The 26,569-nt window shown below is 71.2% G+C and carries 18 protein-coding genes, 1 tRNA gene and 1 pseudogene; 8 read left to right on the forward strand and 12 right to left on the reverse strand.

Going from position 1 to position 26,569, the window contains the following annotated elements:
• Positions 1-10: 10 nt before the first annotated feature.
• Both EL493_RS31260 and EL493_RS31265 read left to right on the forward strand, forming a co-directional pair.
• Positions 11-1,468, forward strand: coding sequence for a dihydrolipoyl dehydrogenase family protein (locus EL493_RS31260; RefSeq protein ID WP_019049216.1), 1,458 nt, complete (start codon positions 11-13; stop codon positions 1,466-1,468).
• The gene (locus EL493_RS31265) at positions 1,465-2,907 is read left to right on the forward strand and encodes an aldehyde dehydrogenase (RefSeq protein ID WP_019049217.1); all 1,443 of its coding nucleotides are present in this window, start codon (positions 1,465-1,467) and stop codon (positions 2,905-2,907) included. Before EL493_RS31260 ends, EL493_RS31265 begins: the two co-directional genes overlap by 4 nt.
• Before the next feature lie 73 nt (positions 2,908-2,980).
• Here the strand turns inward: EL493_RS31265 and EL493_RS31270 are convergent, their stop codons facing one another.
• A complete protein-coding gene (locus EL493_RS31270; RefSeq protein WP_019049218.1) occupies positions 2,981-4,024 on the reverse strand; it encodes an alpha/beta fold hydrolase in 1,044 nt (347 codons plus the stop codon).
• A 76-nt stretch (positions 4,025-4,100) separates the two neighbouring features.
• Positions 4,101-6,815, reverse strand: coding sequence for an ATP-binding protein (locus EL493_RS31275; RefSeq protein ID WP_019049219.1), 2,715 nt, complete (start codon positions 6,813-6,815; stop codon positions 4,101-4,103).
• A gap of 157 nt (positions 6,816-6,972) precedes the next feature.
• Here EL493_RS31275 and EL493_RS31280 point away from each other — a divergent pair, with 157 nt between their 5' ends.
• A complete protein-coding gene (locus EL493_RS31280) occupies positions 6,973-7,239 on the forward strand; it encodes a type II toxin-antitoxin system Phd/YefM family antitoxin (protein WP_022566250.1) in 267 nt (88 codons plus the stop codon).
• Positions 7,236-7,488 (forward strand): annotated as a pseudogene (locus EL493_RS31285) (Txe/YoeB family addiction module toxin). Before EL493_RS31280 ends, EL493_RS31285 begins: the two are co-directional and overlap by 4 nt.
• 145 nt (positions 7,489-7,633) lie before the next feature.
• Here the strand turns inward: EL493_RS31285 and EL493_RS31290 are convergent.
• Positions 7,634-8,854: a cytochrome P450 gene (locus EL493_RS31290; RefSeq protein ID WP_019049221.1), complete on the reverse strand. Its 1,221-nt coding sequence runs from the start codon at positions 8,852-8,854 to the stop codon at positions 7,634-7,636.
• Between the two features lie 4 nt (positions 8,855-8,858).
• Positions 8,859-9,500: a DUF4097 family beta strand repeat-containing protein gene (locus EL493_RS31295; RefSeq protein ID WP_019049222.1), complete on the reverse strand. Its 642-nt coding sequence runs from the start codon at positions 9,498-9,500 to the stop codon at positions 8,859-8,861.
• A gap of 219 nt (positions 9,501-9,719) precedes the next feature.
• On the opposite strand from EL493_RS31295, the gene EL493_RS31300 reads away from it, so the two are divergent.
• The gene (locus EL493_RS31300; protein WP_019049223.1) at positions 9,720-12,854 is read left to right on the forward strand and encodes a BTAD domain-containing putative transcriptional regulator; all 3,135 of its coding nucleotides are present in this window, start codon (positions 9,720-9,722) and stop codon (positions 12,852-12,854) included.
• A gap of 6 nt (positions 12,855-12,860) precedes the next feature.
• Here EL493_RS31300 and EL493_RS31305 read toward each other — a convergent pair whose 3' ends face one another.
• The 3 genes from EL493_RS31305 to EL493_RS31315 form a co-directional block, all read right to left on the reverse strand.
• A complete protein-coding gene (locus tag EL493_RS31305; RefSeq protein WP_019049224.1) occupies positions 12,861-15,650 on the reverse strand; it encodes an AAA domain-containing protein in 2,790 nt (929 codons plus the stop codon).
• Between the two features lie 207 nt (positions 15,651-15,857).
• Positions 15,858-16,619, reverse strand: a complete 762-nt coding sequence (locus EL493_RS31310; protein WP_019049225.1) for an ABC transporter permease — start codon at positions 16,617-16,619, stop codon at positions 15,858-15,860.
• A complete protein-coding gene (locus EL493_RS31315) occupies positions 16,616-17,560 on the reverse strand; it encodes a daunorubicin resistance protein DrrA family ABC transporter ATP-binding protein (protein ID WP_019049226.1) in 945 nt (314 codons plus the stop codon). The genes EL493_RS31310 and EL493_RS31315 overlap by 4 nt, the downstream gene beginning before the upstream one ends.
• Before the next feature lie 193 nt (positions 17,561-17,753).
• Between EL493_RS31315 and EL493_RS31320 the strand changes: the two genes are divergently transcribed.
• Entirely contained in the window at positions 17,754-18,179 is a 426-nt protein-coding gene (locus EL493_RS31320; protein WP_036835308.1) for a GtrA family protein, read from the forward strand.
• A gap of 7 nt (positions 18,180-18,186) precedes the next feature.
• On the opposite strand, the gene EL493_RS31325 is transcribed toward EL493_RS31320, so the two are convergent.
• Positions 18,187-19,671, reverse strand: coding sequence for an ArnT family glycosyltransferase (locus tag EL493_RS31325; RefSeq protein WP_162178112.1), 1,485 nt, complete (start codon positions 19,669-19,671; stop codon positions 18,187-18,189).
• A gap of 494 nt (positions 19,672-20,165) precedes the next feature.
• On the opposite strand from EL493_RS31325, the gene EL493_RS31330 reads away from it, so the two are divergent.
• Positions 20,166-21,065, forward strand: coding sequence for an alpha/beta fold hydrolase (locus EL493_RS31330; RefSeq protein ID WP_030201118.1), 900 nt, complete (start codon positions 20,166-20,168; stop codon positions 21,063-21,065).
• Positions 21,066-21,105: 40 nt separating this feature from the next.
• The gene (locus EL493_RS31335) at positions 21,106-21,780 is read left to right on the forward strand and encodes a MerR family transcriptional regulator (RefSeq protein WP_019049230.1); all 675 of its coding nucleotides are present in this window, start codon (positions 21,106-21,108) and stop codon (positions 21,778-21,780) included.
• A gap of 70 nt (positions 21,781-21,850) precedes the next feature.
• On the opposite strand, the gene EL493_RS31340 is transcribed toward EL493_RS31335, so the two are convergent.
• From EL493_RS31340 to sepX, 4 genes are all read right to left on the reverse strand, one after another.
• Positions 21,851-23,425 (reverse strand): ABC-F family ATP-binding cassette domain-containing protein, encoded by a 1,575-nt coding sequence (locus EL493_RS31340; RefSeq protein ID WP_019049231.1) that lies wholly within the window; start codon positions 23,423-23,425, stop codon positions 21,851-21,853.
• 278 nt (positions 23,426-23,703) lie between these two features.
• Positions 23,704-25,089, reverse strand: a complete 1,386-nt coding sequence (locus EL493_RS31345; RefSeq protein WP_030201122.1) for a lipase family protein — start codon at positions 25,087-25,089, stop codon at positions 23,704-23,706.
• Positions 25,090-25,259: 170 nt separating this feature from the next.
• A tRNA-Ala gene (locus EL493_RS31350) sits at positions 25,260-25,332 on the reverse strand.
• 97 nt (positions 25,333-25,429) lie between these two features.
• Positions 25,430-26,488, reverse strand: a complete 1,059-nt coding sequence (sepX, locus tag EL493_RS31355; RefSeq protein ID WP_022566246.1) for a divisome protein SepX/GlpR — start codon at positions 26,486-26,488, stop codon at positions 25,430-25,432.
• Between the last annotated feature and the right edge of the window lie 81 nt (positions 26,489-26,569).

Genomic DNA, 26,569 nt, shown 5'->3' on the forward strand with positions numbered 1-26,569 from the left:
AGGAAACATCATGTCCGACAACGAAACCCGCAGCTACGACGTCGTGGTGATCGGCGCCGGTCCGGTCGGTGAGAACGTCGCCGACCGGACCAGCGCCGCCGGGCTGCGCACGGTGATCGTCGAAGCCGAACTGGTCGGCGGCGAATGTTCCTACTGGGCGTGCGAACCCAGCAAGGCGATGCTGCGCCCGGCGCTGCTCCATCGCGAGGCCGCCCGCTTCCCCGGGGTGGCTGGCGCGGTGACCGGCGGTCTCGACGCGGCCGCGGTGCTGAAGCATCGCGACCGCATGGCGGCCGAGTGGAACGACCAGGACCAGCTCGCCTGGCTCGACTCCGTGCGGGTCGACCTGGTGCGCGGCCACGGCAGGCTCGACGGGCCCAAGCGGGTGACGGTCCGCACGCCCGACGGCGGCACCGTGCGGCTCCTCGCCCGGCACGCGGTCGCACTGTGCACCGGCACCACCGCCGCACTGCCACCGCTGCCCGATCTGGACGCGCTGCGGCCGTGGACGAGTCGCGAGGCCACGGCGGCGCGGTCGGTGCCGGACCGGCTCGCGATCCTCGGCGCCGGGGTGGTCGCGGTGGAGATGGCCACCGCCTGGCAGGCCCTCGGCGCCCGGGTGACCCTGATCGCCAGGGAATCCCGGCTGCTCGGGCGCGTCGAGCCGTTCGCCGCGGACCTGGTCACCGAGCGGCTCCGGGAAGCGGGCGTCGACCTGCGACTGGGCACCACCATCGAGACGGCGACCCGGGTCGGCGACGAGGTTCACCTCGCCCTCGCCGACGGCACCGAGCTGGTGGCCGACGAACTGCTGCTGGCGACCGGGCGCGCACCCCGCACCACCGACCTCGGCGTCGACACCGTCGGCCTGCGGCCGGGCGGGTGGCTGAGCACCGACGACACGCTCACCGTCACCGCGGTCGAGGGCGAGTGGCTCTACGCCGTCGGCGACGTGAATCGCCGGGCCCTGCTCACCCACCAGGGCAAATACCAGGCCCGCATCACCGGGGCGGTCATCGCCGCGCGAGCGCGCGGGCAGGCACTGGACACCGGGCGCTGGGGCGCGCATACCGCCACCGCCGATCTGGACGCGGTGCCGCAGGTGGTGTTCACCGACCCGGAGATCGCCTCGGTCGGCCTCACCACCGCCGACGCCGCCCGCATCGGACGCGCGGTGCACGTGGTCGACTACGAGATCGGCCACGTGGCCGGCGCGATCCAGCACGATCCCGAATATCGCGGACGGGCGCGGGTGCTCCTCGATCCGGATCGCGGTGTCGTCGTCGGCGCCACCTTCGCCGGTCCGGGGGTGGCCGAACTGCTGCACTCGGCGACCATCGCGATCACCGGAGAGGTTCCGCTGCAACGGCTCTGGCATGCCGTGCCGTCGTTCCCCACCATCGGCGAGGTCTGGCTGCGGCTGCTGGAAACCTACCGCGACCAGCAGGGCGAGGAGGCGGTGGCGTGATCGTCTACGACCGGCTCTACGTCGGCGGCACCTGGACCGAACCCAGCGAACCCGCCCTCCTGGAGATCCTCTCCCCGCACGACCGCTCGGTCATCGGCCGGGCGGCGCAGGCGCAACCCGCCGACGTGGACCGGGCGGTGGCGGCGGCCGCCGCGGCCTTCGACAGCCGCGTCTGGCGTGACACCCCACCGGCCCGCCGCATCGCCACGCTCCGGCGCTTCGACGAGCTGCGCGCCGCCCAGGCCGACCGCATCGCCGCGCTCATCACCGCCGAGAACGGCTCGGCCGCCTGGTTCACCACGGCGAGCCAAGCGGGACTGACCCGGCAGGCGCGCGCCTATTTCACCGCGGCCGAGGACTTTCCGTGGGAGCGCACGCTCATCCCGTCCGACCCGGCCGACCCGGTTCGCACCGTGGTCCGCCGGGAGCCGGTCGGCGTGGTCGCCGCGGTGATTCCGTGGAACTCGCCCTTCGCCGCCGCGACCGCGAAGATCCTGCCCGCCCTGCTCACCGGGAATTCGGTGGTGCTCAAGGCGTCTCCGGAGAACTCGCTGAGCATGGGCCTGCTGGCCGACCTGCTGGATCAGGTCGGGCTGCCCGCCGGCGTCCTCAGCGTGCTGCCCGCCGACCGCGACACCAGCGAGCACCTGATCTCGCACCCCCGGGTGGACAAGATCGCGTTCACCGGGTCCACCGGGGCGGGCAGGCGGATCGCGGCCATCGCGGGCGCGCAGCTCAAGCGCGTCAGCCTCGAGCTGGGCGGGAAGTCGGCGGCGGTGATCCTGCCGGACGCCGACCTGGCCGCGGTGACGGCGGGCCTGAAGTTCGGATCGCTGCTGAACAACGGTGAATCCTGCATCGCCCAGACCCGGATCCTCGCCCCGCGCGGCCGGTACGCGGAGGTGGTGGCCGCGCTCGCCGCGCTGGTGGAGTCGCTGCCGGTCGGCGATCCGAGCGATCCGAGCACGTTCATCGGGCCGATGGTCCGCGGCGATCAGCAACAGCGGGTCCGCGACTACATCGAGGCGGGTATCGCCGAGGGCGCGCGCCTGGTCTGTGGTGGGCCGCAGTTACCGCCCGGCCTGGGCGACGGCTTCTATGTCACCCCGACCGTCTTCGCCGACGTGACCCCGGCCATGCGGATCGCGCGCGAGGAGATCTTCGGCCCGGTCCTGGTGGTCATCCCGTACGACGACATCGACGACGCCGTCCGCATCGCCGACGACTCCGACTACGGGCTCTCCGGCGGCGTGTGGTCGGCCGACGAGGACGCCGCCCTGGCGGTCGCGCGCCGCATCCGGACGGGGACGGTCACCGTCAACGGCGCGCCGGTGGGATTCGACGGCCCGTTCGGCGGGTTCAAGGCCAGTGGGATCGGTCGCGAGTTCGGGGCGGTCGGACTGGGCCAGTACACCGAGTACCAGACCATCACCGTCTAGCGATCGACAGCACTCCGGCGCCGGGCGGCGATCGCCCCGCGCCGGAGTTCGTCTGTGTGACTGTGCCTTCCGGTCACATCCGGTCGGCGTCGACGATCGCCTGAGCGAACGGCCGTGGCGCCTCCTGCGGAACGTTGTGGCCGATGCCGTCGAGCACGCGGTGCTCGTACTTCCCGGTGAACTTGCCCCGGTAGCCTTTTCCGTCCTTGGCCGCGCCGTCGAAGTCGCTGCTGATCGTGATGGCGGGGACGGTGATGACCGGGCCGGTCGACAGCCGCTGCTCGTAGTCGTCGTACCGCGGTTCACCGGGCGCCAGGCCGAGGCGCCACCGGTAGTTGGAGATGACGATGTCGACGTGGTCGGGATTGTCGAAGGCGGCGCCGCTGCGCTGGTAGGTGGCCTCGTCGAAATCCCACGCCGGAGAGGCGTTGCGCCAGATGAGCTTGTTGAAATCGTGCCGATTGCGCGCGTAGCCGAGGCGGCCGCGTTCGGTGGCGAAGTAGTACTGGTACCACCAGCCGAGCTCCGCCGCGGGCGCCAACGGCTGCTGTTGCGCCGCCAGCTGGGTGACGAGGTACCCGCTCACCGCGACCATGGCCTTGACCCGCTCCGGCCACAGCGCCGCGATGATGTCGACCGTCCGCGCGCCCCAGTCGAATCCGCCGAGCACCGCCTTGTCGATGCGCAGCGCGTCCAGGAAGTCGACGATGTCGCGCGCGATGGCCGACTGCTGACCGTTGCGTGGCGTCTGCGCGGACAGGAAGCGGGTCGGCCCGTACCCCCGCAGGAACGGGACCAGCACCCGGAATCCCGACTCGGCCAGCAGCGGGCCCACGTCGGCGAAGCTGTAGGGGTCGTACGGCCAGCCGTGCACCAGCACCACGGGTTGACCTGCGGCAGGCCCGAATTCGGCGTAGGCGATGTCGAGCACGCCCGCCTGGATCGTCTTGATCGGCCCCAGGCTCGTGTTGGCTCCCGCCCCCGCCCGCAGCGCGGCGCCGGGGACGGCGGGCGCGGCCGGCGCTTCGGTGGCGCAGGCGCCGAGGGAGGTCACGGCCAGCCCCGCGGCGCCCGCCGCGAGCGCGCCGCCGAAGAGTCGTCGTCGATTGATGTCCATGTCATCGAAGCTAGGGAGCGGGTGGGGTCCGCCGCGTGCGTCGGATGACGTAATCGGTGTCGATCGCTCGGCGCCGTCAGACCGCCGCGTCGTCCAGTGTCGGCAGCAGCGCGGCGAGGTCACCGCGCGAACTGATGCCGAGTTTCGGGAAGATCCGGTGCAGGTGCGTGCTGACCGTCCGGTGCGACAGGTACAGCCGCTGCCCGATCTCCCGGTTCGTCAGCCCCTGCGCCGCCAGCTGGGCGATGCTGAGCTCGTGCGGCGTGAGCCGTTCGCGCGCGTCCGGGTCCCGGTTCGGGCTGGATTCGCCGGCGCTGCGCAGCTCGAGACGGGCCCGCTCGCTCCAGGCGGTGAAACCGAGGGCGTCGAAGATCTCCCTGGCCGTGCGCAGGTGGGTCCGGGATTCGACCACCCGCCGCTGGCGGCGCAGCCACTCGCCGTAGGCCAGGTGCAGCCTGCCGCGTTCGGCCGGCCAGCCGGTGAGATCGGCCGCCAGTGCCTCGGCGAACATCTCCGCGGCCGAGTCGCCCGCGAGAACGGCTCGGGCATACCGCATTCCGATGTGCAGCGCCGGGGACGAGGTGGCCGCCGCCACCGGCTCCAGCCCGCGCAGCAGGTTCGCGACGGCCTCGGTGCGGCCCGCGCGCACCGCGGCCTCGCTGAGCTCGGTCAGGAAGCACACCCGCAGGGCCGGCGAATACGACGGGTCCAGCGGATCGTGGACGCGGGCCAGATCGGTGAACGCGTCGTCGAAACGGCCCTCGCCCAGGGCGATGATCGCGCGCGTGAGCTGCACGGTCGCCAGCACCGGTCGCACGGCGGCGGCCAGCCCGGTCCGTTCGGTGTCCGCGGCGATAGCCGTGGCCGTCGGGTAATCCCCACGCAGCGCGGCGATCTCGGCTTGGACGCCGGTGGCGGACGCGTGCATGAAGGTCTGCCCGGTCTCCAGCGCGAAGGCCGCCGCCTCGGCCGCGATGGGGGCCGCGGCGGCGAGGTCACCGACCCTGGCCAGGCTCCACGCCTGGATGGCCAGCGCCCGCGTCAGCAGGCCGAGCCTGCCCGCGGAGCGGAAGCCGGGTGCGGCCGCCCCGGCGAAGTGGGCCGCGAGATCGAACGCGCCGACCTGGTAGGCGGCGCTGCTGAGGAAGTAGTCGACCTCCGGGTCGTGTCCGGTGGTGGCCGCGAGTACCCGGAGCCGGCCGAGGACCTGCTCGCCGCGCTCGAACGGCGCCACGATCGAGTCGATCGCCAGCTTGCGATGATCCCCGTCGGGGATGCCGAAGGAGTCGGCGACGGCCAGGACCGCGCGCCGGATGTCCGGTCCCGGCTCGGACCAGAAGCACCGCATGGCCGCGCCCCACAGGATCCGCAGCGCCGGATCGGGATACCCGTCGGCGGCCACGGCGGCGGCCAGCGCCGCCAGTTCGCCGATCCGCGCCGGGCTCTCCCTGATCCCGTCCTCGGGCGCGCTGAGTACCCAGCTCGCCGTGGCCTCCTGCCCCGGGGTGAGCGGCAGCGAGCGCGCGGCGTCGACCAGCCGGTCCACGATGTCGCGACGACCCGATTCGACGGCGAGTTCGGCCGCGCGCAGCAGCCGGTCGGCGCGGCGGCCGGGAGTGCCACTGAGCGCGGCGGCGCGTTCCAGGGCCGCGATGGCCCCGTCGCGGTGCCTGGCGCGTTCGGCGGCCGCCTCCAGCGCCGCCGCCACCTCCTCGTCGGTGCCCGGCGTGCCCGCCGCCCGGTGCCACACCTGGCGATCCGGCGACCCGGCGAGCACGTCGGCCAGCGCCAGGTGCGCGCGGCAGCGCTCCTCCGCCCGCGCCGCCGTGACCAGTGCGGAGCGGACCAGCGGATGGCGGAAAGCGACTGTGCCGGAGCCGATATCGATCAGGCGCGCGCTCACCGCCGGCGCGAGCACGTCGGCGTCGACCACGGATCCGATGAGTTGCCCGGTGGCGGCGAGGATCTCGGCGAGCGCGTTGCCGTCGTCGAGCGCGGCGACCAGCAGCGCCGACCTGGTGTGTTCGGGCAGTTCCGCGCCGCGAGCCGAGAAGGCGTGTTCGAGCCGTTCGGTCAGCGGCAGCGCGGCGGTGGTGTCGGCGAGATCGACCGCGGCCGTGGGCAATTCGGTCAGCGCGAGCGGATTGCCGTGTGCCTCGGCGAGCACCCGGCGCCGCACCTGGGCCGGTGCGCCCGGCGCCATCCGGTCGAGCAGCGCGTTCGCGTCGGCGTCGGACAGGGGGCCCAGCCGCATCACGGCCAGCTCGGCATCACGCAGTGGTGAGCTCGCGCCGTCGCGGACGGTGGCGACCAGGACGACGGGTTCGGCATCGATCCGTCGCGCGACGAAGGCCAGCACCTCGGCGCTGGCCGGGTCGAGCCAGTGCGCGTCCTCGGCGACGACCAGCAGCGGCCGCTCGGCCGCGACATCGGCCAGCACGGTCAGCGCGCCGAGCCCGACCAGGTGCGGGCTCGGCTCCTCGACCAGGTCCGACATGCCCAGCGCGCAGGTCAGCGCCTCGCGCTGACGGCTGGGCAGCGCGTCGAAGGCCCGGCGCAGCGGATACAGCACCCGGTGCAGTCCGGCGTAGGCGAGGCCGTGCTCGGCTTCCACACCCGTGGTCCGCAGCACCCGCAACCCCGCGTCCGCCGCCACCACGACCACCCGCTCGACGAGGGTCGACTTCCCGATCCCGGGTTCGCCCTCGATCACGACGCCGCTGCGGCCCTCGGGAGCGCCCACCAGCGCGGCCAGTTCCGCCAGCTCGCTGTCCCGTCCGATCATCGGCATTCGCGGCGCTCTCCTCCCGGCCCCGCGACGACACGCGGACCGATCGGTACCTTATCGAAAGCCGGGTCCCACCCGCTCGTCACGCCGAGCACCACACGGTCGACACTCGTACCGCATTCCCGGACCATAGGCGTGTGGGGTGGGAGAGGAGTATCCGATGACCAGCATGTCCGCCAGCGAGGCACGCGCCAGTCTCTATCCGTTGATCGAACAGGTCAACGACGATGCTGTCGCTATTCATATCACCAGCCGCAAAGGCAACGCCGTACTGATCTCGGAGGACGAATACAACTCTCTGCGGGAGACGCTGTACTTGATGCGCTCCCCTGCCAACGCGGCACGTCTTGCCCAGGGAATCGCGCAGCTGGAATCCGGTGACGTGATGGAGATCGACATGGAGCGGCTCGCGAAAGAGCTCGAATGAAGGTCGTCTTCGCGAAGGTCGGATTCGAAGACCTCGGCCACTGGACAGCCACCGACCGGAAGATAGCGTTGCGGGTCTTACGTCTGATCGACGACATCGATCGCGATCCCTTCTCCGGTCTCGGTAAGCCGGAGCCTGAAGGGCGACAAGTCCGGCTACTGGTCTCGGCGCATCAATGATGAGCATCGTCTGGTCTACGCCGTCTCCGGCGACAACATCCTCATCGCCCAGGCCCGCTATCGCTACTAGACCTCCCCACCGTCCAGCGGGCGGCGATGAAACATCTCGACTTCTCGATGTCGCAGTGCGTTTCGGTGCTCGGCCCAGCCCGCTGCGCGCCTGAGCACACGCCGCGAGCCCCCGGCGGGAGGGCCAGGGGCTCGCGGCGTCGGGACTAGCTCGTCGACCAGGTGACCGGGAGTTGGTGCACGCCGTAGATGTTCATGTCGCTGCGCAGTGGCACCTGCTCCGCCGGGACGGCCAGGGCCAGGGTCGGGAAGCGGCGGAGCAGGCCGGCGAAACCGGCGCGGAGCTCGATGCGGGCCAGCTGCTGGCCCAGGCACAGGTGGATGCCGTGGCCGAAGGTGGTGTGCCCGCGGGCCTTTCGTTGGACGTCGAGGCGGTCGGGATCGTCGTAGCGCAGCGGGTCGCGGTTGGCGGCCAGGAGCGAGACGACGACCGTCGAGCCGGCGGGGATCGTCTCGCCGCACAGTTCGATGTCCTCGGTGGCGTAGCGGTAGAAGATGTCGGCGACCGACAGGTAGCGCAGCAGTTCCTCGACGGCGTCGGGGATCAGCTCCGGATCGGCGTGTAGGTGCACCAGCTCCGCCGGGTGCTCGAGCAGCGCGAACGTGCCGAGGGACAGCATGTTCGCGGTGGTCTCGTGCCCGGCCAGCAGGAGCAGGAAGGCGATGCCGGTCAGTTCGTCGATGCCGAGATCCTCGTCGCGGGCCAGGTCGGAGAGGATGTCCTCGCCGGGCTCGGCCCGCTTGCGGGTCACCAGCTCGGCCAGGTACATGTTCATCGCGCCGAGCGCGCCCATCTTCTCCTCGAGGGTCTGGTCCCGCACCAGGAACTTGGCGGTGTTGACCTGGAACGTCGCCCGGTCCTCATACGGCACGCCGAGCAGCTCGCAGATCACCAGCGAGGGCACCGGCAAGGCGAACTCGGCCACCAGGTCGACCGGCGGGGTGAGCCGCGCCATCGCGTCGAGGCGCTGTTCGACGATCTCGGCGATGTGCTCCTCCAGCGCCCGCATGCGGTGCACGGTGAAGGCGCCGGTGAGCTTGCGCCGCAGCCTGCCGTGGTCCGGCGGGTCCATGGCCACGAACACGCCCGGCATCGGCGGGGACGGTTCGGTGGCGGCGGGCATGCCGGGGGTCTCGTACGGCACGTGCACGACGCCGAGGTCCTGGCGCGAGCTGAACCGGGTGTCGGCCATCAGCCTGCGCACCGCCTCGTGGCCGGTGACCAGCCAGCCGTCGTGGCCGTCGGGGAACTTCAGCGGGCTCACCGGGCGGGTGGCGCGCAGGCGGGTGATCGCGCTGGGCGGGTCGAAGGGGCCCGCGTCGCGGTGCTGGGGCAGGCCGTGCGGGACGGCGGTGGTGTCGATCATGGTCTCAGGCCGCCTCGGCGTGCCGGATGACGATGTTGCCCAGCGAGTTCCGCGCGAACACGCGCACGGTGTCCACCGGCTCGGCGCCGACCGGGGCCATCGAGTTCTGGACGGTGCCGAGCGAGGTGTCGCTCTCCAGGCGCGCCGCGCTGCCGGGGTGGATGCCCACCTCGACCGCGCCGACCGAGGTCTCCAGCCGCAGTTCCCCGCGCACGGCGGCGCCGATGCGGATGTCGCCCTTGGCGGTCTTGGCGGTGACCGAACCCTGCGGCCGCTCGACGACGATGTCGCCCAGCGACACCGTCACCTCGCAGTCGCCGAGCTCGCCGGCGCCGAGGACCTGGCCCACGCCGGTGGTGCTGGTCAGCCGGGAGCCCGCGGGCACCTCGATGGTCACCGCGATCGCCGCGTTGCCGCCGAACGGGGTGTAGGTGCGCCAGTTCTTCGGGCTGCTCACGCTCAGGACGCCGTCGGCGAAGTCGACCTTCGTCTGTTCGGCGGCGCGCACGTCGGCCTTCTTGGCCGGGTCCGCGGGACGGATCACCACGACGCTGTCGGTGCGCTCGGAGGCGATGACGGTGACATCGGCGGCGAGCACGTCGACGGTGACGGCGATCGGGGCGGGGGTCTGGAAGGTGGTGGTCATGACGGTCTCCTCGGGAGTCGGTACTGCGCGGTAGTCGGTGAACCGGCACCCTCGGCGTGACCCGGGAGCCGCGCTGGTCGTGCTGTTCATGTGGACTACTGTCGCGAGCCGCGCTGATACCGGGCTGACACCGGCCTGACGCGCGCCCTGACACCGCGTCCACCCCGCTCACGCCGAGCAGGTCGGACGACCGGTTGACGTGCGGGGCACAATGGGCCGGTGCAGATCGCGATGCTGGGACCGCTGGAGATCCGAACCACGGACGGCGGTGCGATCGAGGTACCGGGCGCCCGGCTGCGGGCCCTGCTGATCGCGCTGGCGCTCGAACCCGGACGCGCGGTCGCCAAGTCGAAGCTGGTCGACTGGATCTGGGGTGAGCAGCCGCCCGCCGACGCGGCGAACGCGTTGCAGGCCTTGGTCTCCCGCTTACGCCGCGCCCTGCCCGACGGTTCGCTCGAGGTGCAGCCGGGCGGCTACCGGCTGACCGTCGACCCCGGCGCCGTCGACGCCGTGCGCTTCGATCAGCTGCTCGACCTGGCCCGTGGCGGCGACGACACGCGACAGGCCGCGCTGCTGCGCGAGGCGGTGCAGCTGTGGCGCGGCGCGGCCATGCCGGAGCTGGGCGAGAGCACCGAGGCCGCCGCCGTGATCACCCGCTACGAGGGCCTGCGCCTGGCCGCGCTGGAGGACCTGTACGAGGCCGATATCCGGCTGGGGCGTGGCCCCGAGCTGGTCGGTGAGCTGACCGACCTGGTCGCGCAACATCCGGTGCGGGAACGGCTGGCCGGCGCGCTCATGCGGGCGCTGGCCGCCGCGGGCCGCGGGCCGGAGGCGCTGGCGGTCTATCAGCGCACCCGCGAGGAACTGGCCGACGAACTCGGCGTCGACCCGTCGCCGGAGCTCTCGGCACTGCACGTCGCGCTGCTGCGCGGCGAGGTCGGCGCACGGGCCGAGGAACGCACCACGAACCTGCGCGCCGAGCTGACCAGCTTCGTCGGCAAGCGCGCCGATATCGCGGCGGTGCGCGAACTCATCGCGGCGCACCGGCTCACGACCGTCACCGGCCCCGGCGGCTCCGGCAAGACCCGGCTCGCGGTGGAGACCGCGCGCACCATGCTCGGCGATCTGCCCGACGGCGCCTGGCTGGTGGAACTGGCGGGCGCCGACGGCGGCGGTGATCTGGCGCAGGCGGCGCTGGCCGCGTTCGGGCTCAGGGACGCGCTGCTGGGCAGCGCACCGAACGCCGAGCCGATGGACCGGCTGATCGCCGCGATCCGCGACCGCGAAACCCTGCTGATCCTGGACAACTGCGAACACGTCGTCGAGGCGGCGGCGGCCTTCGCGCATCGGCTGCTCGGCGAGTGCACCCGCCTGCGCATCCTCGCGACGAGCCGTGAGCCACTCGGCATCACCGGCGAGGCGCTGTGGCAGGTCGAACCGCTGGCCCTGCCCGCCCCGAACGCCGAGCCCACCGCGATCGCCGCCGCCCCCGCCGTCGCCTTGCTGCGGGACCGGGCGGGCGCGATCCGCAAGGACCTGGGCACCGACGCGGCGAGCCTGGCGACCATGGCCCGGATCTGCCGCGCGCTCGACGGCATCCCGCTGGCCATCGAACTGGCGGCCGCGCGTCTGCGCACGATGTCGCTCGACCAGCTCGCGCACCGCCTCGACGACCGCTTCCGGCTGCTCACCGGCGGCAGCCGCACCGCGATCCCGCAGCACCGGACCCTGCGCGCGGTGGTCGACTGGAGCTGGGAACTGCTCAGCGACGCCGAACGGCAGGTGTTGCGCAGGCTCGCGGTGTTCGCCGGTGGCGCGAGTCTGGAAGCGGCCGAACAGGTCTGCGCCGACGGCGGTGCCGTCGAGCAGTGGGAGGTGCTGGAACTGCTGACCACGCTGACGGAGAAGTCCCTGCTGCTGGTGACCCCGGACGACAGTCCGCGCTTCCGGATGCTCGAGACCATCAAGCAGTACGCCGCCGACCGCCTGGTCGAGTCGGGCGATGCCGACGCGGCCCGGCGCGCGCACCTGGACTACTTCACCGGCCTGGCCGAATCCGCCGAACCGCACCTGCGGCGCGCGGAGCAGCTCAGCTGGCTCGCCGTACTCGAGGCCGAGCACGACAATATCGCCGCGGCCATGCGCGGCGCGCTGGCCGACGCGGACGCCGCCGCGGCGATGCGGCTCGCGGGGGCCGCGGGCTGGTACTGGTGGCTGGGCGGGCACAAGGGCGAGGGCACCGAACTGGTCATCGCCGCCGCCGAGCTGCCCGGCGAGGTCGACGACCAGACCAGGGCACTGGTGTACGGGCTGGTCGTGCACTTCGTCACCTCGGGCCGCAATGACGAACAGCAGGTCGCGGAGTGGATCCGCAAGGCGCACCGGTTCGGCCGCGAGGCAGGCGGCGGCCATCCCGCGCTGCGCTTCACCGCCGCCCTGGACCGGATGCTCGGCGGCCCGGACGAGTACCTGCCCGCCTTCGAATCGGTGCTCGACGACGACGATCCCTGGGTGCGGGCGCTGGCCCGGCTCCAGCTGGGCAAGCTGCGCACCGTGCTCGGCCACGCCGGCCCGGAGCCAGACGAGTATCTCGCGCAGGCGCTCACCGAATTCCGCGCGCTCGGCGAACGCTGGGGCATCTCCTTCGCGCTCACCGAATTGGCCAACCGCACCGCCATGCGCGGCGAATTCGCCCGGGCCGTGGCACTTCTCGACGACGCGATCGCGGTGGTCACCGAGGTCGGCGCGGTCGAGGACGTGGTGGGCATGCGCGCCAGGCAAGCCCATCTGCATCAGCTGCTCGGCGATCCGGCGGCGAGCGCCGCCGCCCTGGTTGAGGCGCAGCGGCACGCCGATCAGAACGGCTGGCCCACCGCGCTGGCCGAAGTCGCCATGGCGCGTGCAGAACTGGCCCGCTGGGGCGACGACCCGCAACTGGCGCACGACCAGATCGCCCTCGCCCGCACGCTGCTCGGCCCCGACGCCGAACAGCCCAACGTCAGCGCGATGGTGCATGTGCTGCTGGGCTACCTGGCCACCGACCCCGCCGAGTCGGCCACCCATCTCACCGCCGCCTACGCGGCGGCGGGGGCGGCGGGTCACGCTCCCCTGGTGGCCCACGTGCTCGTCGGCATCGCCGACCTCGCCCTGCGCTCGGGCGAACCGGACCGGGCCGCCCGGCTCCTCGGCGCGAGCGACACCACCCGCGGCCTGCCCGACCTGGCCCACCCGGACGCGACCCGGGTCGCCCGGTCCACCCGGGAACACCTGGGCGACAAGGCCTTCCACGCAGCCGTGCGCGCGGGAGCCGACACCGACCCGGCCGAGCTGGTCGGGCTGGTCCTCGCCCGCTGAACGCGGTCAGGCCAGCCGGTCCAGGAACGCCCGGAACCGGGCGGCTTCGTCGCTGCCGGTGGTCGGCAGGCGCAGCAACGGGAAGTCGTAGCGGCGGCAGATCTGATCCTTGAGCCTGTCGCGGGCGAGCTGGGCCGGGTCGGCCTCGTGGGTGCCGAAGCCGTCCACCTCGACAGCGCCCGCGTTCTCGTTGGTGATCCGGTTGTAGAGGACGAAGTCGAACGACGCCCGATCCCGGACGAACCGGCGCTGCTTTTCGTCGAGCCTGTCCAGCGAGCGCGGAAACACGTTCCGCAGGAACACCTGCCGGTGGACGGCGAGGTGGTGGTAGCCGGGCCGGGCGAGCACGGTCTCGAGCATCGTCAGCGCGATGTCCTCCGACGGCCACTCGGTGCGACCCCACCCGATCAGCGGATGCCTGCGCCGCCGGGCGGTGTAGTCGGTGTAGAGCAGGTCGAAGATCGACGCCACCTCGCTGTCGACCACCGCGTTGTCCGGGTCCCGGTAGCGGATGTAGCCGATGAGATCGCGCAGGTGCCTGCTGGCGGGCAGCTCGGACGGGTGCGTGACCAGCACGAACGAGCGCACCGCCCGCGACACCGCGACATTGATCAGTTTCGGGTCGTCGGCGAATTCCAGTGCCGCCACCGCGCTGCGCGAGTCGTCGAGCACCGTGGTCATGACGACCACTTCCTTCTCCCGCCCCTGGAATTTGTGCACGGTGTCGGATTCGATGGACTCGATCAGGGCGTCGGCCACCTTGTTCGCCTGGCGACGGTACGGCGTGGTGACCCCGATCTCGTGCGGCGGGGTGTCGGCGGATACCCACGGCAGGACCTGCTGCCGGATGACGTCGATCTCGCGCTGATTGCTGCGCCCCTTCGACATCGGGTCGTCGTCGCCGAAGGTCCGGCGCATGTGGTGGCCAGGGACGGTCCGCACCACCGTCATCGGCGCCGAGCCACCCGTCGCGCCGCGGGTGTAAGGAATCAGCTTGCCGCCATAGAACTTCCGGTTGCAGAACTCGATGATGTCGGGATCGCACCGGTAGTGCTCGCGCAGCATCGTCCGGGGCAGCTCGGCGCCGAAGAGGTCGATGATCGAGGACAGCACGCTGCGCCGGTAGTCGAAGTCCGGCGCGGGTGCCTGCGGCGGATCGGCGAGCTCGGTGGTGACGGGCGGCAGCTGCGCCAGATCGCCGACCACGATCACCGTGCGCGCGCAGGCCAGCGCCGGACTCACCGTGAGCAGATCCACCTGCGACGCTTCGTCGATGATCAGGTAGTCGAGCAGGAACGAGGGCCCGATGCTGTTCTGGAGCGAATGGCAGGTGCTCAGGATGAGCGGGTAGTCGCGGGTGAACTGCCGGAACTGCCGATATCGGTAGGCCGGGGTATAGGTCGTGCGCGACAGCGCGCGATACCGCTCGCGCAGCGCGTCGCCGAGCAGCTGCTGGGACAGCCGGGTCCGGTCGGCGCGCAGCGCCTCGAACTTCTTGTGTTCCAGCGTCTTCGTGAGCTGCTCGACTCGCCGCTCCAGTTCGGCGATCTTCTTCGCGTAGTACAGGCGCTGGATCCGCAGGACCACCTCGACGTCGCCGGCGTCGACCGTGCGCAGCGCACGGTAGCGGAAGTAGCGGTTCATGGTGTCGCGCATCCGCTCCCACCCGCTGTCGCGGGGCCGGCGTGGATCGGTGTCGGCGATGAAGTCGAGCAGTTTGTCCGCGCTGTAGCGCCGCAGCAGCGGCAGGGCGTCGGCGTCGGGCACCTCGCCACGGTCGAAGAAGGACTGGAAGTGCCGCTGTTCCAACTGGTATCCGTGCAGTTGTCCGCGCAGCTCGGCCCGGCGGCGGTCCTGGTGCTGCAGGTCGTCGAGGCGCCGGTGCACCGCAGCGAGTTCGCTCGCGGTCTTGGTGGCGGGGGTGGCGGCGCCCGCCCGCAGCAGCGTGTCGACGGCGGTGTGGCGGCCGCCCTGCCGATCGAAGAACTCCTGCCGCTTCTCCGCGCGCCCCAGGTTGGCCGCGACCATCCCGAAGCCCTCCCTGGTCAGCTTCTCGAAGACGTTGTCCACGGCCGAATTGCTGAACGACACGACCCCCACGGTGGCGTCGGGTCGGCAGATCACCGAGGCGATGATGTTGAGGATCGTCTGTGTCTTGCCGGTGCCGGGCGGGCCGTCGATGACCGAGATCGGGTAGCGCAGCGCTCTGCGCACCGCGTCGGTCTGGCTGATGTTGGTGTGGAAAGGATAGAGCGGCAACGGCATCTCGGCGTCGGGCCGGGCCGGGATCGGCCCCTTGGCGAGGATCCGGGCCAGCGCGCTGTCGGGGTGGACGAAGTCCAGCTTCTCGTGGTTACGCAGCAGGACACCGGAATCGCCCGCCAGCTTCCCGGCCACGGCGCGCCAGTACGCGAGCACCTCGCGGGATCGGGGATCGCCCGCGGCGTTCGGCAGCACCAGCACCCGATCCGCGCGGTACACGTCCCACCCGCCACGGCTGTTGAGCACGTGCCACCACGACCCGGCATCCGGCGGTCCGGTGAACAGGTAGCCGGTGGTCGCGTCCTGCGGCGATCCGTCGACGAACAGCCGCGCGCCCGATCCCAGCGACACCCGCGTCGGATGTTCGAGGATCGCGACCCGGTCCCATCCGAACGAGTAGTCCCGCGAGCCGCCGAACCGCACCCGGACGTGCCGCGGTCCCGGATCGCAGACGGTGACCTCGGCGGTCCGGTCCTCGGGGAGACCGTCGGTCTTGCCGCGGATGACGATCGCGACCGCGCCTGGATCGACCATCCGAACCCCCTCGTCCCAGCTCCCCAGCGGACCGCACCGCAGCCGTCGCGCCGCTGGCGGCCCGATATCCACGCACCACACAGCCTACGTGCGGCGCCTCCAAACCGTCTGGGCTCCAGCACTATTCATGACAAGCCACACCGAACACACCGATCGCCCCGGCGATCGGTGATCACCGGGGCGATAGGGGTCGGGGGCCGATGGCACTCACGCCCGCTTCGTGAAAGTGGCTCGGGACCACAGGTATCCGACCACCGCGAACCCCGCGCACCAGGCCAGCGCCGCGACGGTGTACCCCGTGGAAGGACTTCCGGTCAGGAACCCACGGACTGATTCGATGATCGGGGTGAAGGGCTGGTACTCGGCGAACTGGCGGACGCCGGGGCCCATCTTGTCGGCGGGCACGATCGCGCTGCTCACGAAGGGCAGCATGATCAGCGGCACCACCGACATCCCCGCGGCCTCCGGGGTTTTCGCGGCCATGCCGAGGGCGACGGTGAGCCACGCGGCGGCGAAGGCGGTGGCCAGCAGGACACCGAGCGCGCCCAGCCACTGCGCCGCACTCGCCGGGGAACGGAAGCCCAGCGCGAAGCCGACGGCGAGGACGGAACCGATGGCGACCACGTTGGTCACCATGCTCGCCGCCACATGTCCGGTGAGTACGGCGCCCCGGGACACGTCCATCACCTTGAACCGGTTGATCACCCCGGTGGTCATGTCGGAGCTCACCGACACCGCGGTACCGGACAGGCCGTAGCTGATGGCCAGCATCAGCATGCCGGGCACCGCGTAGTCGATGTAGTTCTCGCCCACGTCGAACGCGTCACCGAAGACGTAGACGAAGATCAGCATCATCACTACGGGCATCAGCGCGGCGTTGAAGATCGTGACGGGCGAACGGGTGATGTGGGTGAAGTTGCGGCGCAACATGACCGACGAGTCGAACAGGGCGGCGGACAGGGTGCTCATCGGGCTTCGGCCTCCGTGGTGGGGTGCCCGGTGAGGGCGAGGAATACGTCGTCGAGATCGGGGGTGTGCAGCGAGACCTGCTCGGCCTCGAGGTCGTGGGCGGCGAGCCGGTCCAGCAGTGCCCGCAGGGATTTCGAGTCGCCGTCGCCGGGCACGCTCAGGGTGAGCGCGTCGGTGTCGGCGGTGGCGCCGGGCACGATGTCCGCGGCCGTGGCCAGCTCCGCCGCGGTGGCGAAGCGCAACCGGATGTGGCTGCCGGGCACCCGGCGCTTGAGTTCCTCGGCGGTGCCCTCGGCGACGATCCGCCCCTGGTCCAGGACCGCGATCCGGTCGGCCAGCTGGTCGGCTTCCTCGAGGTACTGGGTGGTGAGGAAGATCGTCACGCCACCGGCGGTCAGCTCGCGCACGATCTCCCACATGGTGCGCCTGCTGCGCGGGTCGAGACCGGTGGTCGGCTCGTCGAGGAAGACGATCTCGGGCTTGGTCACCAGGGTCATCGCCAGGTCCAGCTTCCGGCGCATGCCGCCGGAGTAGCTCGCGGCCTGCTTGTCCGCCGAGGCGGTGAGGTCGAACCGCTCGAGCAGGTCGCCGACCACCCGCTTGCCCTCCGCACCGCGCAGGCGGTGCAGGTCGGCCATGAGCTTCAGGTTCTCCGCGCCGGTGAGCAGGTCGTCGACCGCGGCGAACTGGCCGGTGACGCCGATCGCCGCGCGGACCGCCCCGGTCTCGGTGTCGAGATCGTGTCCCGCCACCCGCGCGGTGCCGCCGTCGGCCTTCAGCAGGGTGGTCAGGACGTTCACGGTGGTGGTCTTGCCCGCGCCGTTCGGGCCGAGCAGGGCGAAGATGGTGCCCGCGCCGACGGTGAGGTCGATACCGTCGAGGACTGTCTTGTCCCCGTAGGACTTCCGCAGCCCGGAGGCCGCGATGGCTGTGCTGTTCATGGGAACTACCGTCGCCGGTGCGGCTGATACCGACCTGACAGCGCTCTGACACGGCGGCTGACAGCGCGACCGGCGGCCGGCGCCAGTGGCGTGTCAGTCCGGCGTCAGGTCGGCGTCAGCGGGCCGGGCGAGCGTTGTCCGCGTGAACAGCATCGCCATCGCCACCCCGGTCTTCGGTCCCGTCCTCGCCCCGATGCCGCTCCGGGAACCGCTCGCCCGTGTCCGGCGGGCGCTGCGCGGCGATCACGTGTTCGCCCAGCTGGTCCGGTTCGCGCTGGTCGGCGGAGTCAGCAATATCGCCTACGCGGCGCTGTTCCTGGCGTGCGGCGGGTTCGGCGCGCTGGTCGCCAACGCGATCGGCTCGGTGGTCAGCACGGTGCTCGCCAACGAACTGCACCGCAGGCTGACCTTCCGCGCGGCGGGGCGGGTCGGCTGGTTCACCGCCCAGTGGGAAGGCGGCGGGCTGGCGCTGGTCGGCCTGGCCACCAGCACCGCGGCCCTGGCCGGGCTGGCGGCCGTGGCGCCCGGCCTCGGCGGGGCCGCGCAGGCGGGCGCCGTGCTGGCGGTGCTCGCGGCGGCGGGCGGTCTGCGGTTCCTGGCGCTGCGCGGCCTGTTCTGAGGCCGGGTCAGCGCGTGGGCCGGGTACTCGTGGCGGGATCGCGCCAGAGCCCGAGGTCGTAGTACAGCGTGGTCATCGAGTCCCACATGACCGACCAGGGTTCCCGCGGCCCCTGGCATTTCCAGACCGCGACCATACGGTCGATGCCCGGAACGCCCAGTGGATCGTCGAGCCCGCCCACCCGTTCCACCTGGGCGAAACGGCTCCGCAGATCGGCTTCGGCGGTGTCGAGGCCCACATAGATCACGGTGGTCGCCGAATCCGGTGGCGGGCCGAAGAACCCGAAACCACGGCTGGGGCTGTAGGTGGCGGGCAGGTCGTACCGCCCGCCGAAGTGCTCGATGGCGCCGGCTTGCGGATAGCCCTGCGCGACGATCACCGCGTGCGCCTGCTCCGCCGGGGTCAGCGTGTCGTACCCGGCGTCGACGGCCGCGACCAGCGAGGTCCAGTTGGTGTTGCCGAAGAATGCCGCCCGGAGACCGAGATCGATCGCGTCCTCGGCCTGTGTGCGCCAGCCGGGCGACAACGGCACCACCGTGAGGGTCACCAGCACCACCAGCACCGACAGCGCCGCGATCGGGTAGAGCGCCAGGTTCATCCAGCGCTTGCGGTCGTACTGCCACAGCCCGACCGCGCCGAGGGCGAACATCGCCGGGAACAGCCCGCCCGGGTAGTAGGGCCTGCCGTGGGTCAGCATCACGAAGGCGGTCATGATCACCAGCGCCACCGCGATGAAACGGTAGGGCCGCAACGACTCCTGCTTGAACGCCGCCCACAACCCGATCGCGAGCAGCAGGGTCCCCATGACGCCGGCCAGGATGGGCCACTGCGGCAGGAATCCGATGGGGCCGTAACCGGTGGCGTCCTGTTCGGCGCCGATGACCGCGCCCATGGCCAGCTGGGGCCAGTTGTGCTGGGACTGCCAGTAGAGGATCGGGACCAGCGACGCCGCGAGAATGCCGGTCGCCACCCACAGCGCCGGGCGCCGCAGCACCTCGCGGGGGCCGCACAGCACCACGGCCAGCCCGAGGCATCCCCACACGATCGGGATCATCCACTTCACCTGCATGTCCACGGCGGCGACCAGACCCGCGACCACGATCAGCCAGTCCTGCCGGGTACGCACCCAGCGGATGAACAGCCAGGTGATCACGGCGGTGAAGGTGGCGTCGAACGAGAAGGTGCTCAGCACCACCTGATTGGCCGCCAGACCCGACATCGCGTAGGCGGCCGCGGCGAGTAGCTGGGCACGGTGGCTACCGCGCAGCTCATACGCGATCAGGGCCGCGATCACGACCGCGCCCACGCACATCAGCACCGCGGGGAACCGCAGCGCGATCACCGATCCCGGCGCGAGCTGATCGGAGATCCAGGCGACCAGCGGGACGATCACACCCTGGTCGGCGTAGGTGTAGTCGAGCCGCCGCCCGGCGGAAAGGAAATAGAGTTCGTCACCGAAGAATTCGTATCGCCCCGCCGTCGCGGTCAGCACGATTGCCGTGATCGAAGCGATCAGCGCGACTCCGCGATAAGCGAACGACGGGTGAATATTCGGTACATCTTCCGGCACGGCGCGTGCCGTGATGACCGCTGTCATGAACTGCCCCTGGTATTTCCGATCGTGACGCCCCCCTCCCGTCGGCGGCGTCACGTCTGTTCGCTGATGAACCGATTGCTCCCCGGCAGCGAACTTTTCGAGGCCATGCTCGCGGTCCTGCTCGGATTGTTCAGTTGACCGGAACGTTATCGGCTGTCGGCAGGGTCCGCAAATACGCGGCACGGCAATAGCGAATCGCTGTGATTAACGCGCGAACGGGGCGGGTACAGATGTGATCTCGGCGATAAAACGGTAACGGCGCCAATGATCATTTCGAATTGATGACCCGAATTACCGAATATCAGAGCGAGGATTTCAGGCAAGTCCCGGAAATGATTGTCGGTAACGGGATTGACCTTGACCCTGCGTCAGGGTTGCAGGCTGATCCCATGACGCAGCCCAGTACTCCCCCGGCCCGGTGCGCCCCACCCGTCGGCGGGTTCACCGAAGTAGCCGGCCACCGCCTGTTCACCCACCGCGCCGGAAGCGGGCCCACGGTGGTGTTCCTGCCCGGCGCGAGCGCGGTCGGCCTGGACTATTTCGGCGTCCAGCAAACAGTTTCGCGGTTCGCCACCGCCGTGGTGTACGACCGCGGCGGCACCGGCTTCAGCGACCCGCTCGACCTGCCGCGCAGCGCCGCCGCGGTCGCCACCGAGCTGCGCGCGCTCCTGCGGGCTCTCGCTGTGCCCGAACCCTATGTCCTCGTGCCGCATTCGCTGGGCGGCTTCTACGCCCACCGCTTCGCCCAGCTCTACCCGGCGGAGGTGGCCGGACTGGTCTGGCTCGACGGCCTGCACCGCGACTGGGACCACTTCATGCCTACGGCCATGCGGCTGGCCGCGGCCGAGCGGATGGGTACCGACCTCGCCGAATTGGACCAGCTGCGTCCCGCCCTGCGCGCCCAGCGGGCCGAACTGCTGACGGACTATCCCGCCGACATCCGGCAGACCCTGCTCGCGGCGAAGGACACCGACGAGTGGACCCGAGTCGGCATCGCCGAGCGCGCGAATCTGCGCGAGCTGGCCGCCGAGTTGCGCGCCGGACCCGGCCTGCCCGATGTCCCGCTGATCGCGCTCAGCGCGCTGGGCCCCGACCCCACCCAGCCCGCGGACGCGCTGGCGGCGATGCACGCCGGGCGCACGGGCATGGACGCCGCCCTGGTCCGCACGGTCACGCGCGGGGAGCACCGGATCCTGACCGACACCGTGCACCATCGCCTCTGCTTCGACCGTCCCGACGCTGTCGTCGCGGCCGTGCGCGATGTGCTCGCCCTGACGGCGCGCGCCTAGACTCGACGTGCGCATATTCGGCGGGGATCCGAGGAGGACGGTGCTCACGATCGGCCAGCTCGCGGCGACCGCGGGCGTCACCGTGCGCACCGTCCGGCACTACCACCACGTGGGCCTGCTGCCCGAGCCCGAGCGCGACGCCTCCGGCTATCGCCGCTATCGCGCCCAGGCCGCGGTCGACCTCATCCGGATCAGGACCCTCGCCGACGCCGGTGTCCCACTGGCCCGCATCGACGCCCTGCTGCACGCGCGGCCCGCCGAATTCGCCGCCGCCGTCACCGATATCGACGCCGAGCTGCGCCGCAAGATCGATCAGCTCACCGAATACCGCGCCCGCATCGCGGAATTGGCGAGCGGTGAACGGCTGGTCCTGCCGCCCGAGGTGGTCGCGGTCCTGGACCGGCTGCGCGGCTTCGGCATCGGCGAGGAGCGGATCCGGCTCGAGCGTGACTCCTGGATCCTGCTGTGCGCCCTCGACCCAGCCGCCCTCCCGCGACGGGTGCGCGAGAAGAACGCCGAACTGGACGACCCCGAGACGATCCGCCTGCTCCGCGCGGTCGACGCGGCCGTCGGCTGGGACCCGCGCGATCCCCGCCTCGACCAGCTCATCGACGACCTGGACGCCTGGGAGATCGCGCACGCGCCGCCCGCCGCCAGGCCCGGCACCGACGCACTCGTCACGTCCCGGATCGCGGAAGCCTCCCCGGCGTGGTAGCGCATCGTCGACACGCTGACCCGGCGCGCCGCCCACCGCCGGGCCCGCTGACCGGGCCCGGCGGGGCGGTCTACAGCGTCGCGCCCGGCTGGAACCGGCCCGCGGCGTCGAGTTCGACGACGATGTCGATGCCGAGCCGGCGCAGGAACGGCAGATCGTGGCTCACCACGAGCAGTGCGCCGCGATAGCCGGCCAGCGCCTCGACGAGCTGGTCGACGGTGGCGATGTCGAGGTTGTTGGTCGGTTCGTCGAGGACCAGCAGCTGGGCGGGCGGGTCGGCCAGCAGCAGCCGGGCCAGGCAGACCCGGAATCGTTCTCCACCGGACAGGGTGGCGACCGGCCGTTCGACGCTGTTGCCGCGCAACAGCAATCGGGCCAGCTGGTTGCGGATCGTCGCGGGCGGCGTGCCCGGCGCCACCGCGTGCACATTGTCGAGCGCGCCGAGCCGCTCGTCCAGACCGTCCAGGCGTTGCGGGAGATATCCCACGCGGTCGGTGTGCAGGACACCGGCGCGGCCGTGCAGGAGATTCTCGAGCAGCGTCGACTTCCCGGCGCCGTTGGGGCCGACCACCGCGACCCGCTCCGGGCCCTGGATCAGGACGGTCCGATCACCGTCGGACAGGTCCGCGATGCGTTTGCCGCGTGGCACTTCGGGGTCGGCCAGGTCGAGGTGGATGTGTTCCTCGCGACGCACCCTTGCCGCCGTGGCGTCCAGCACCTCTTGGGCAGCGCGTACTTTCGCGTCGAGGGTGGTGCGCAGCGCGCCTGCCGAACCCTGCGCCTTGCTCGCCCGATTGCCCGCGAGGATGCGCGGGATACCGCCGTTGCGCTGGGTGGCCTTGCCGGTGCGTTCCCGCCGGGCCAGCGTGGTCTCGGCCTCGATGCGCTGGCGCTTCTCGGTTTTCAGCGCCTGTTCGGCGGTGCGGGCCGCCTGCTGGGCGGCGGCCTGTTCCTGGTCGAGCTGCTGCCGCCAGGCGCTGTAGGGACCGCCGAAAGTGGTCAGGGTGGTGCCGTGCAGTTCGGCGGTGGCGTCCATGTGCTCGAGCAGGTCCAGATCGTGGCTGACCACCACGAGTGTCCCCGGCCAGCTGTCCACGAATCGGGTGAGCGCGGACCGGGTTTCGCGGTCGAGGTTGTTGGTGGGCTCGTCCAGCAGGGTGATGGGGGTGCGCCGCAGGCGCAGACCGGTGATGGCGACCAGCACCGCCTGGCCGCCCGAGATCGCGCCCACCCGGCGATCGAGATCGGCGGCGCCGAAGCCGATCTCGTGCAGGGCTTCGTCGGCGCGCGGCTCGATGTCCCAGTCGTCGCCGACGGTGTCGAACAGCGCCTCGTCGACGCGACCGGCCTCGATGGCGCGCACGGCGGCGAGCTTGTCGGCGATTCCGAGCAGCTCGGCGATGGTGGCGTCGCGGCCGAGGGTGAGTGTCTGCGGGAGATAGCCCACGTCGCCGGTGGTTTCGATCCGCCCCGAGGTCGGTGTGAGAATTCCGGCGATCAGGCGCAGCAGCGTCGATTTGCCCGCGCCGTTGCGGCCGACCAGGCCGGTGCGCCCGGCGGAGAACGCGCCGTCGACGTCGTGCAGCGCGACGGTGCCGTCGGGCCATTCGAATGTGACACCGCGCAGGACGATGGAAGTGGACATGAGAAGTGGCTCTTTCCTGCTCGCGAAGGAGCGGCTGCGAGAAATGTGACAGATCCCGGGCAGCAGGCGAAGGCAGGCGGACGTGACCGCGTGGCGGCACGCCGGTTCAGGCGCAGGTGAGGGTGCTCGCGCTCGACGGAGCGCGCACTGCCGGAACGCCGCCTTCGACTGGGCGGCTAGAGTCTGTCGACCTCGATGAGCACACCGCCACCGTAGCACCGCACGAAAAGATCCCCAGGCCGTGGGACCTGGGGATCTGCGGGAGTCGGCGGTGACGGCTAGCGGACACCGATCGGCTTGCCGAAGAAGGAGGCGATGGTCTCCCCGAAGGTGTTCGCGAGCAGCGCCAGTCCGTCGGGGTTCAGCGCGAGCAGGCCGGCGTCGGCGGTCCTGCAGCCCGGGGCGGCGGGGGCGCCGTCGAGGCGGTCACGCAGCCACAGCAGCGCGGTCGCCGATCCGGAGACCTCGGTCGTGATGTGCTCGCCGAGGTGTTCGCGGATGTACTGGACCTGCGCGTCCGGGCTCTGGCAGTAGGTGTCGACGAGAGTGTTGACCGGGCCCACCGGAATCAGCTCGTCGGGGTTGGCCTGCCAGATGAACATGGGCATGTCCGGGACGGCCTTGCCCATGCGGGTCTTGTCGAGCACGTCGCGCACGACGGGATTGCGCATCGGGTCGCCCTCGGGGACGCGCAGCATGCCCTTCATGTTCAGGAACGGGAACAGCGCGGTGTTGTACTGCACGCACAGGCCGCCCTTGATCACCGAAAGGCCCTGTCCGAGCGGGTCCAGATCACGGTCGAGCAGCTCGCCGAACTCGCGGTATTCGCGTCCGAGTCCGAGCACGGCGGCCATGATCATGCCCGACCAGATCTGTCCGTTGCCGATGTCGAGCAGCGGGCCGAAGTCGGCGGGCACACCGCCGATGGCCGCGCCGACGATGTTCAGTTCGGGGGCGTAGCTCTGCGCGAGCTCGGCGGCATGGCCGGTCACGATGGCGCCGCCGGAATAGCCGTACATGCCGACGCGGGTGTCGGGCGCGAGCCGCATCGGCGCGAAGTCGCGGGCGGCGCGGATGCCGTCGAGGGTGATCCGGGCGCCCAGCGGGCCCACGCCGAACGCGCTGTCGGGCCCCTGGTGATCCGGAATGACCACCGCCCACCCCTGCTGGAGCTGGGCTTGGGCGACGACGAATTCCAGTGGCGCCACGATCTGCCCGAGCGCGGCCGCGGCCGACCATTGCTGCACGGCGTAGGACGGCGAGCAGTAGGCCGCGAGGGAGTCCTCGGCGATCTGCATCGAAACAAGCTTGTCCGGGGTCGATCCGCGCGGCTTGAGCACCGTCGCGACCGCGGCGATGGCCTCGTCCCTGGTGTTGGTGGAACGGTAGGAGACCTGCCAGGCGTCGACATTCACCGGGATGAGGCCCGCGTTGGCCACGTTGACCTGCCGCGCGGCGATGATCTCGCCCGGCTGCTTGGCCGCGACCAGCTCGGCGGGCGGCCGGTAGAACGCCGGATCCAGTTCCGGCGGAACAGCCACCGCGGGCGCCGGTTGCACCGCCACCGGAGCTGTCCCAGCAGGTTCGGCCGTCGCCACCGCGACGCTGAGTGCGGGCGCTATCGCCGTGACCGCGACCGCCAAGGCCGCCAACCTGCGGGACATCTTCGTCACCGGTGCCATCCCATCTACTTCCTCTCCCACTTGAGACGGATGCGTCTCAAATCTGGAGTGAGGTTAGCCGGATCACAGCGTGGAGGCAAGAGCTGTCCGAGACAGTTGGACTTCAGGCACACAAAAAAGATCCCCAGGCGTTGCGCCTGGGGATCTGGGAGTGGAGCTAAGGGGAATCGAACCCCTGACCTTCTCGATGCGAACGAGACGCGCTACCAACTGCGCTATAGCCCCGTGCGGCTCTGGCGAACCGCGCTGTGACACTGTATCAGGCGTTGCGCCCAGATACCGAATCGGTACTCTGACCTGCCATTTTGCGTGGTTTCACCAGTTACTCGCCGACAGCGCGCCCGAGGTCGTCGACCCGGGTGCGGAGGGCGCGTGCGGTGGCCGGATCGAAGGTTTCCAGGTGCTCGAACATCGGGTCCTCGTCGTCGGTGTCGAGCAGGGTGGAACGGCGGCGCAGGGCCCGCGCGGTGTCGCGGTCCATGGTGCGCCGGATGGTCGCCGCCTCCGGCGTCGCGGTGTCCTCGCGGCGCTTGCCCCGGGTGAGGCGAGCCGCGCGCCTGCGGCGGATCTCCTCCTCCACGTGGACCTGCTTGCGCAGATAGGCCAGATAGCCCACCAGCACGGCCGTGGACAGCCCGCACGCCCACCAGAACATCGAGTTCAGCAGCAGGCCGAACGCGGCGAACAGGATGACGGCGATGATCAGCCCGAGCACGGCGCGCTGGCGGAAGCTGTAGCGCGCAGCGCGGGCGATGGCGTCGGCCTCGGGGTCGTAACCGCCGCGGCCGCGGCGGCTCGGCACGAAGTCGTCGTCGTCCTCGTCGGCGGCGGCGATCGGCTCGGCGACGTCGTCGAGCCGGGCCGGCGGCGCGGGTGGGATGCGCGCGGTGACCGGCGGATCGTCCGCGTCGTCGGCGTCGGGCTCGGCCGTGTCGCGGTCCGAGTCCGGCTCCGCCGCAGTATCGTCGACGTCGTCGTCGGCGGAAGCGGTTGTCTCGGCGGGTTTTTCGTTCTCGACGGCGGTCGCGTCGTCGTCGAGTTCCACCTCGACCTCCGACGCGGCTTCCAGTTGCGGTGTGGTGGCGAGCTTCTCGTCGTCAGCTTCGGTGACGGGCTCGTCGGCCGGTGTCGTCATCCGATCCTCCGAATCAGTACGGTGGGGGCGCCTGCTCAGCACACGGGGGCGATAATCGGGGTCACTCTCGTGACCGCCCGCCGCCCCGATGCGAATCCGTCGTTCGGCCCCGCCACGGTGCAGCACACGCGTGGCGAGCGCGGCATCGGTGGTGCGGCGGATCCGGGGATGCCGGTCCGCCAGAATCGGGAACAGGACGAAGACCCACAGCACGACAAGTCCGATCCACAGGATCGAATTCGGCATCGCGGTCATCACCTCCCGTCCCCGCCTGCGCGTATTGTCCGTTTCGTGGACGCACTACCGACGTCCGTAGGTTAATTCGGG

Source organism: Nocardia asteroides (assembly GCF_900637185.1).
GTDB classification, from domain to species: Bacteria; Actinomycetota; Actinomycetes; order Mycobacteriales; family Mycobacteriaceae; genus Nocardia; species Nocardia asteroides.

What these genes read in the sequence shown, in the direction of transcription:
- EL493_RS31260 (WP_019049216.1), top strand. Translation starts at nt 11, where the DNA reads ATGTCCGACAACGAAACCCGCAGCTACGACGTCGTGGTGATCGGCGCC.
- EL493_RS31270 (WP_019049218.1), bottom strand. Translation starts at nt 4,024, where the DNA reads ATGGACATCAATCGACGACGACTCTTCGGCGGCGCGCTCGCGGCGGGC.
- EL493_RS31275 (WP_019049219.1), bottom strand. Translation starts at nt 6,815, where the DNA reads ATGCCGATGATCGGACGGGACAGCGAGCTGGCGGAACTGGCCGCGCTG.
- EL493_RS31280 (WP_022566250.1), top strand. Translation starts at nt 6,973, where the DNA reads ATGACCAGCATGTCCGCCAGCGAGGCACGCGCCAGTCTCTATCCGTTG.
- EL493_RS31290 (WP_019049221.1), bottom strand. Translation starts at nt 8,854, where the DNA reads ATGATCGACACCACCGCCGTCCCGCACGGCCTGCCCCAGCACCGCGAC.
- EL493_RS31295 (WP_019049222.1), bottom strand. Translation starts at nt 9,500, where the DNA reads ATGACCACCACCTTCCAGACCCCCGCCCCGATCGCCGTCACCGTCGAC.
- EL493_RS31305 (WP_019049224.1), bottom strand. Translation starts at nt 15,650, where the DNA reads ATGGTCGATCCAGGCGCGGTCGCGATCGTCATCCGCGGCAAGACCGAC.
- EL493_RS31310 (WP_019049225.1), bottom strand. Translation starts at nt 16,619, where the DNA reads ATGAGCACCCTGTCCGCCGCCCTGTTCGACTCGTCGGTCATGTTGCGC.
- EL493_RS31315 (WP_019049226.1), bottom strand. Translation starts at nt 17,560, where the DNA reads ATGAACAGCACAGCCATCGCGGCCTCCGGGCTGCGGAAGTCCTACGGG.
- EL493_RS31320 (WP_036835308.1), top strand. Translation starts at nt 17,754, where the DNA reads ATGCCGCTCCGGGAACCGCTCGCCCGTGTCCGGCGGGCGCTGCGCGGC.
- EL493_RS31330 (WP_030201118.1), top strand. Translation starts at nt 20,166, where the DNA reads ATGACGCAGCCCAGTACTCCCCCGGCCCGGTGCGCCCCACCCGTCGGC.
- EL493_RS31340 (WP_019049231.1), bottom strand. Translation starts at nt 23,425, where the DNA reads ATGTCCACTTCCATCGTCCTGCGCGGTGTCACATTCGAATGGCCCGAC.
- EL493_RS31345 (WP_030201122.1), bottom strand. Translation starts at nt 25,089, where the DNA reads ATGTCCCGCAGGTTGGCGGCCTTGGCGGTCGCGGTCACGGCGATAGCG.
- sepX (WP_022566246.1), bottom strand. Translation starts at nt 26,488, where the DNA reads ATGCCGAATTCGATCCTGTGGATCGGACTTGTCGTGCTGTGGGTCTTC.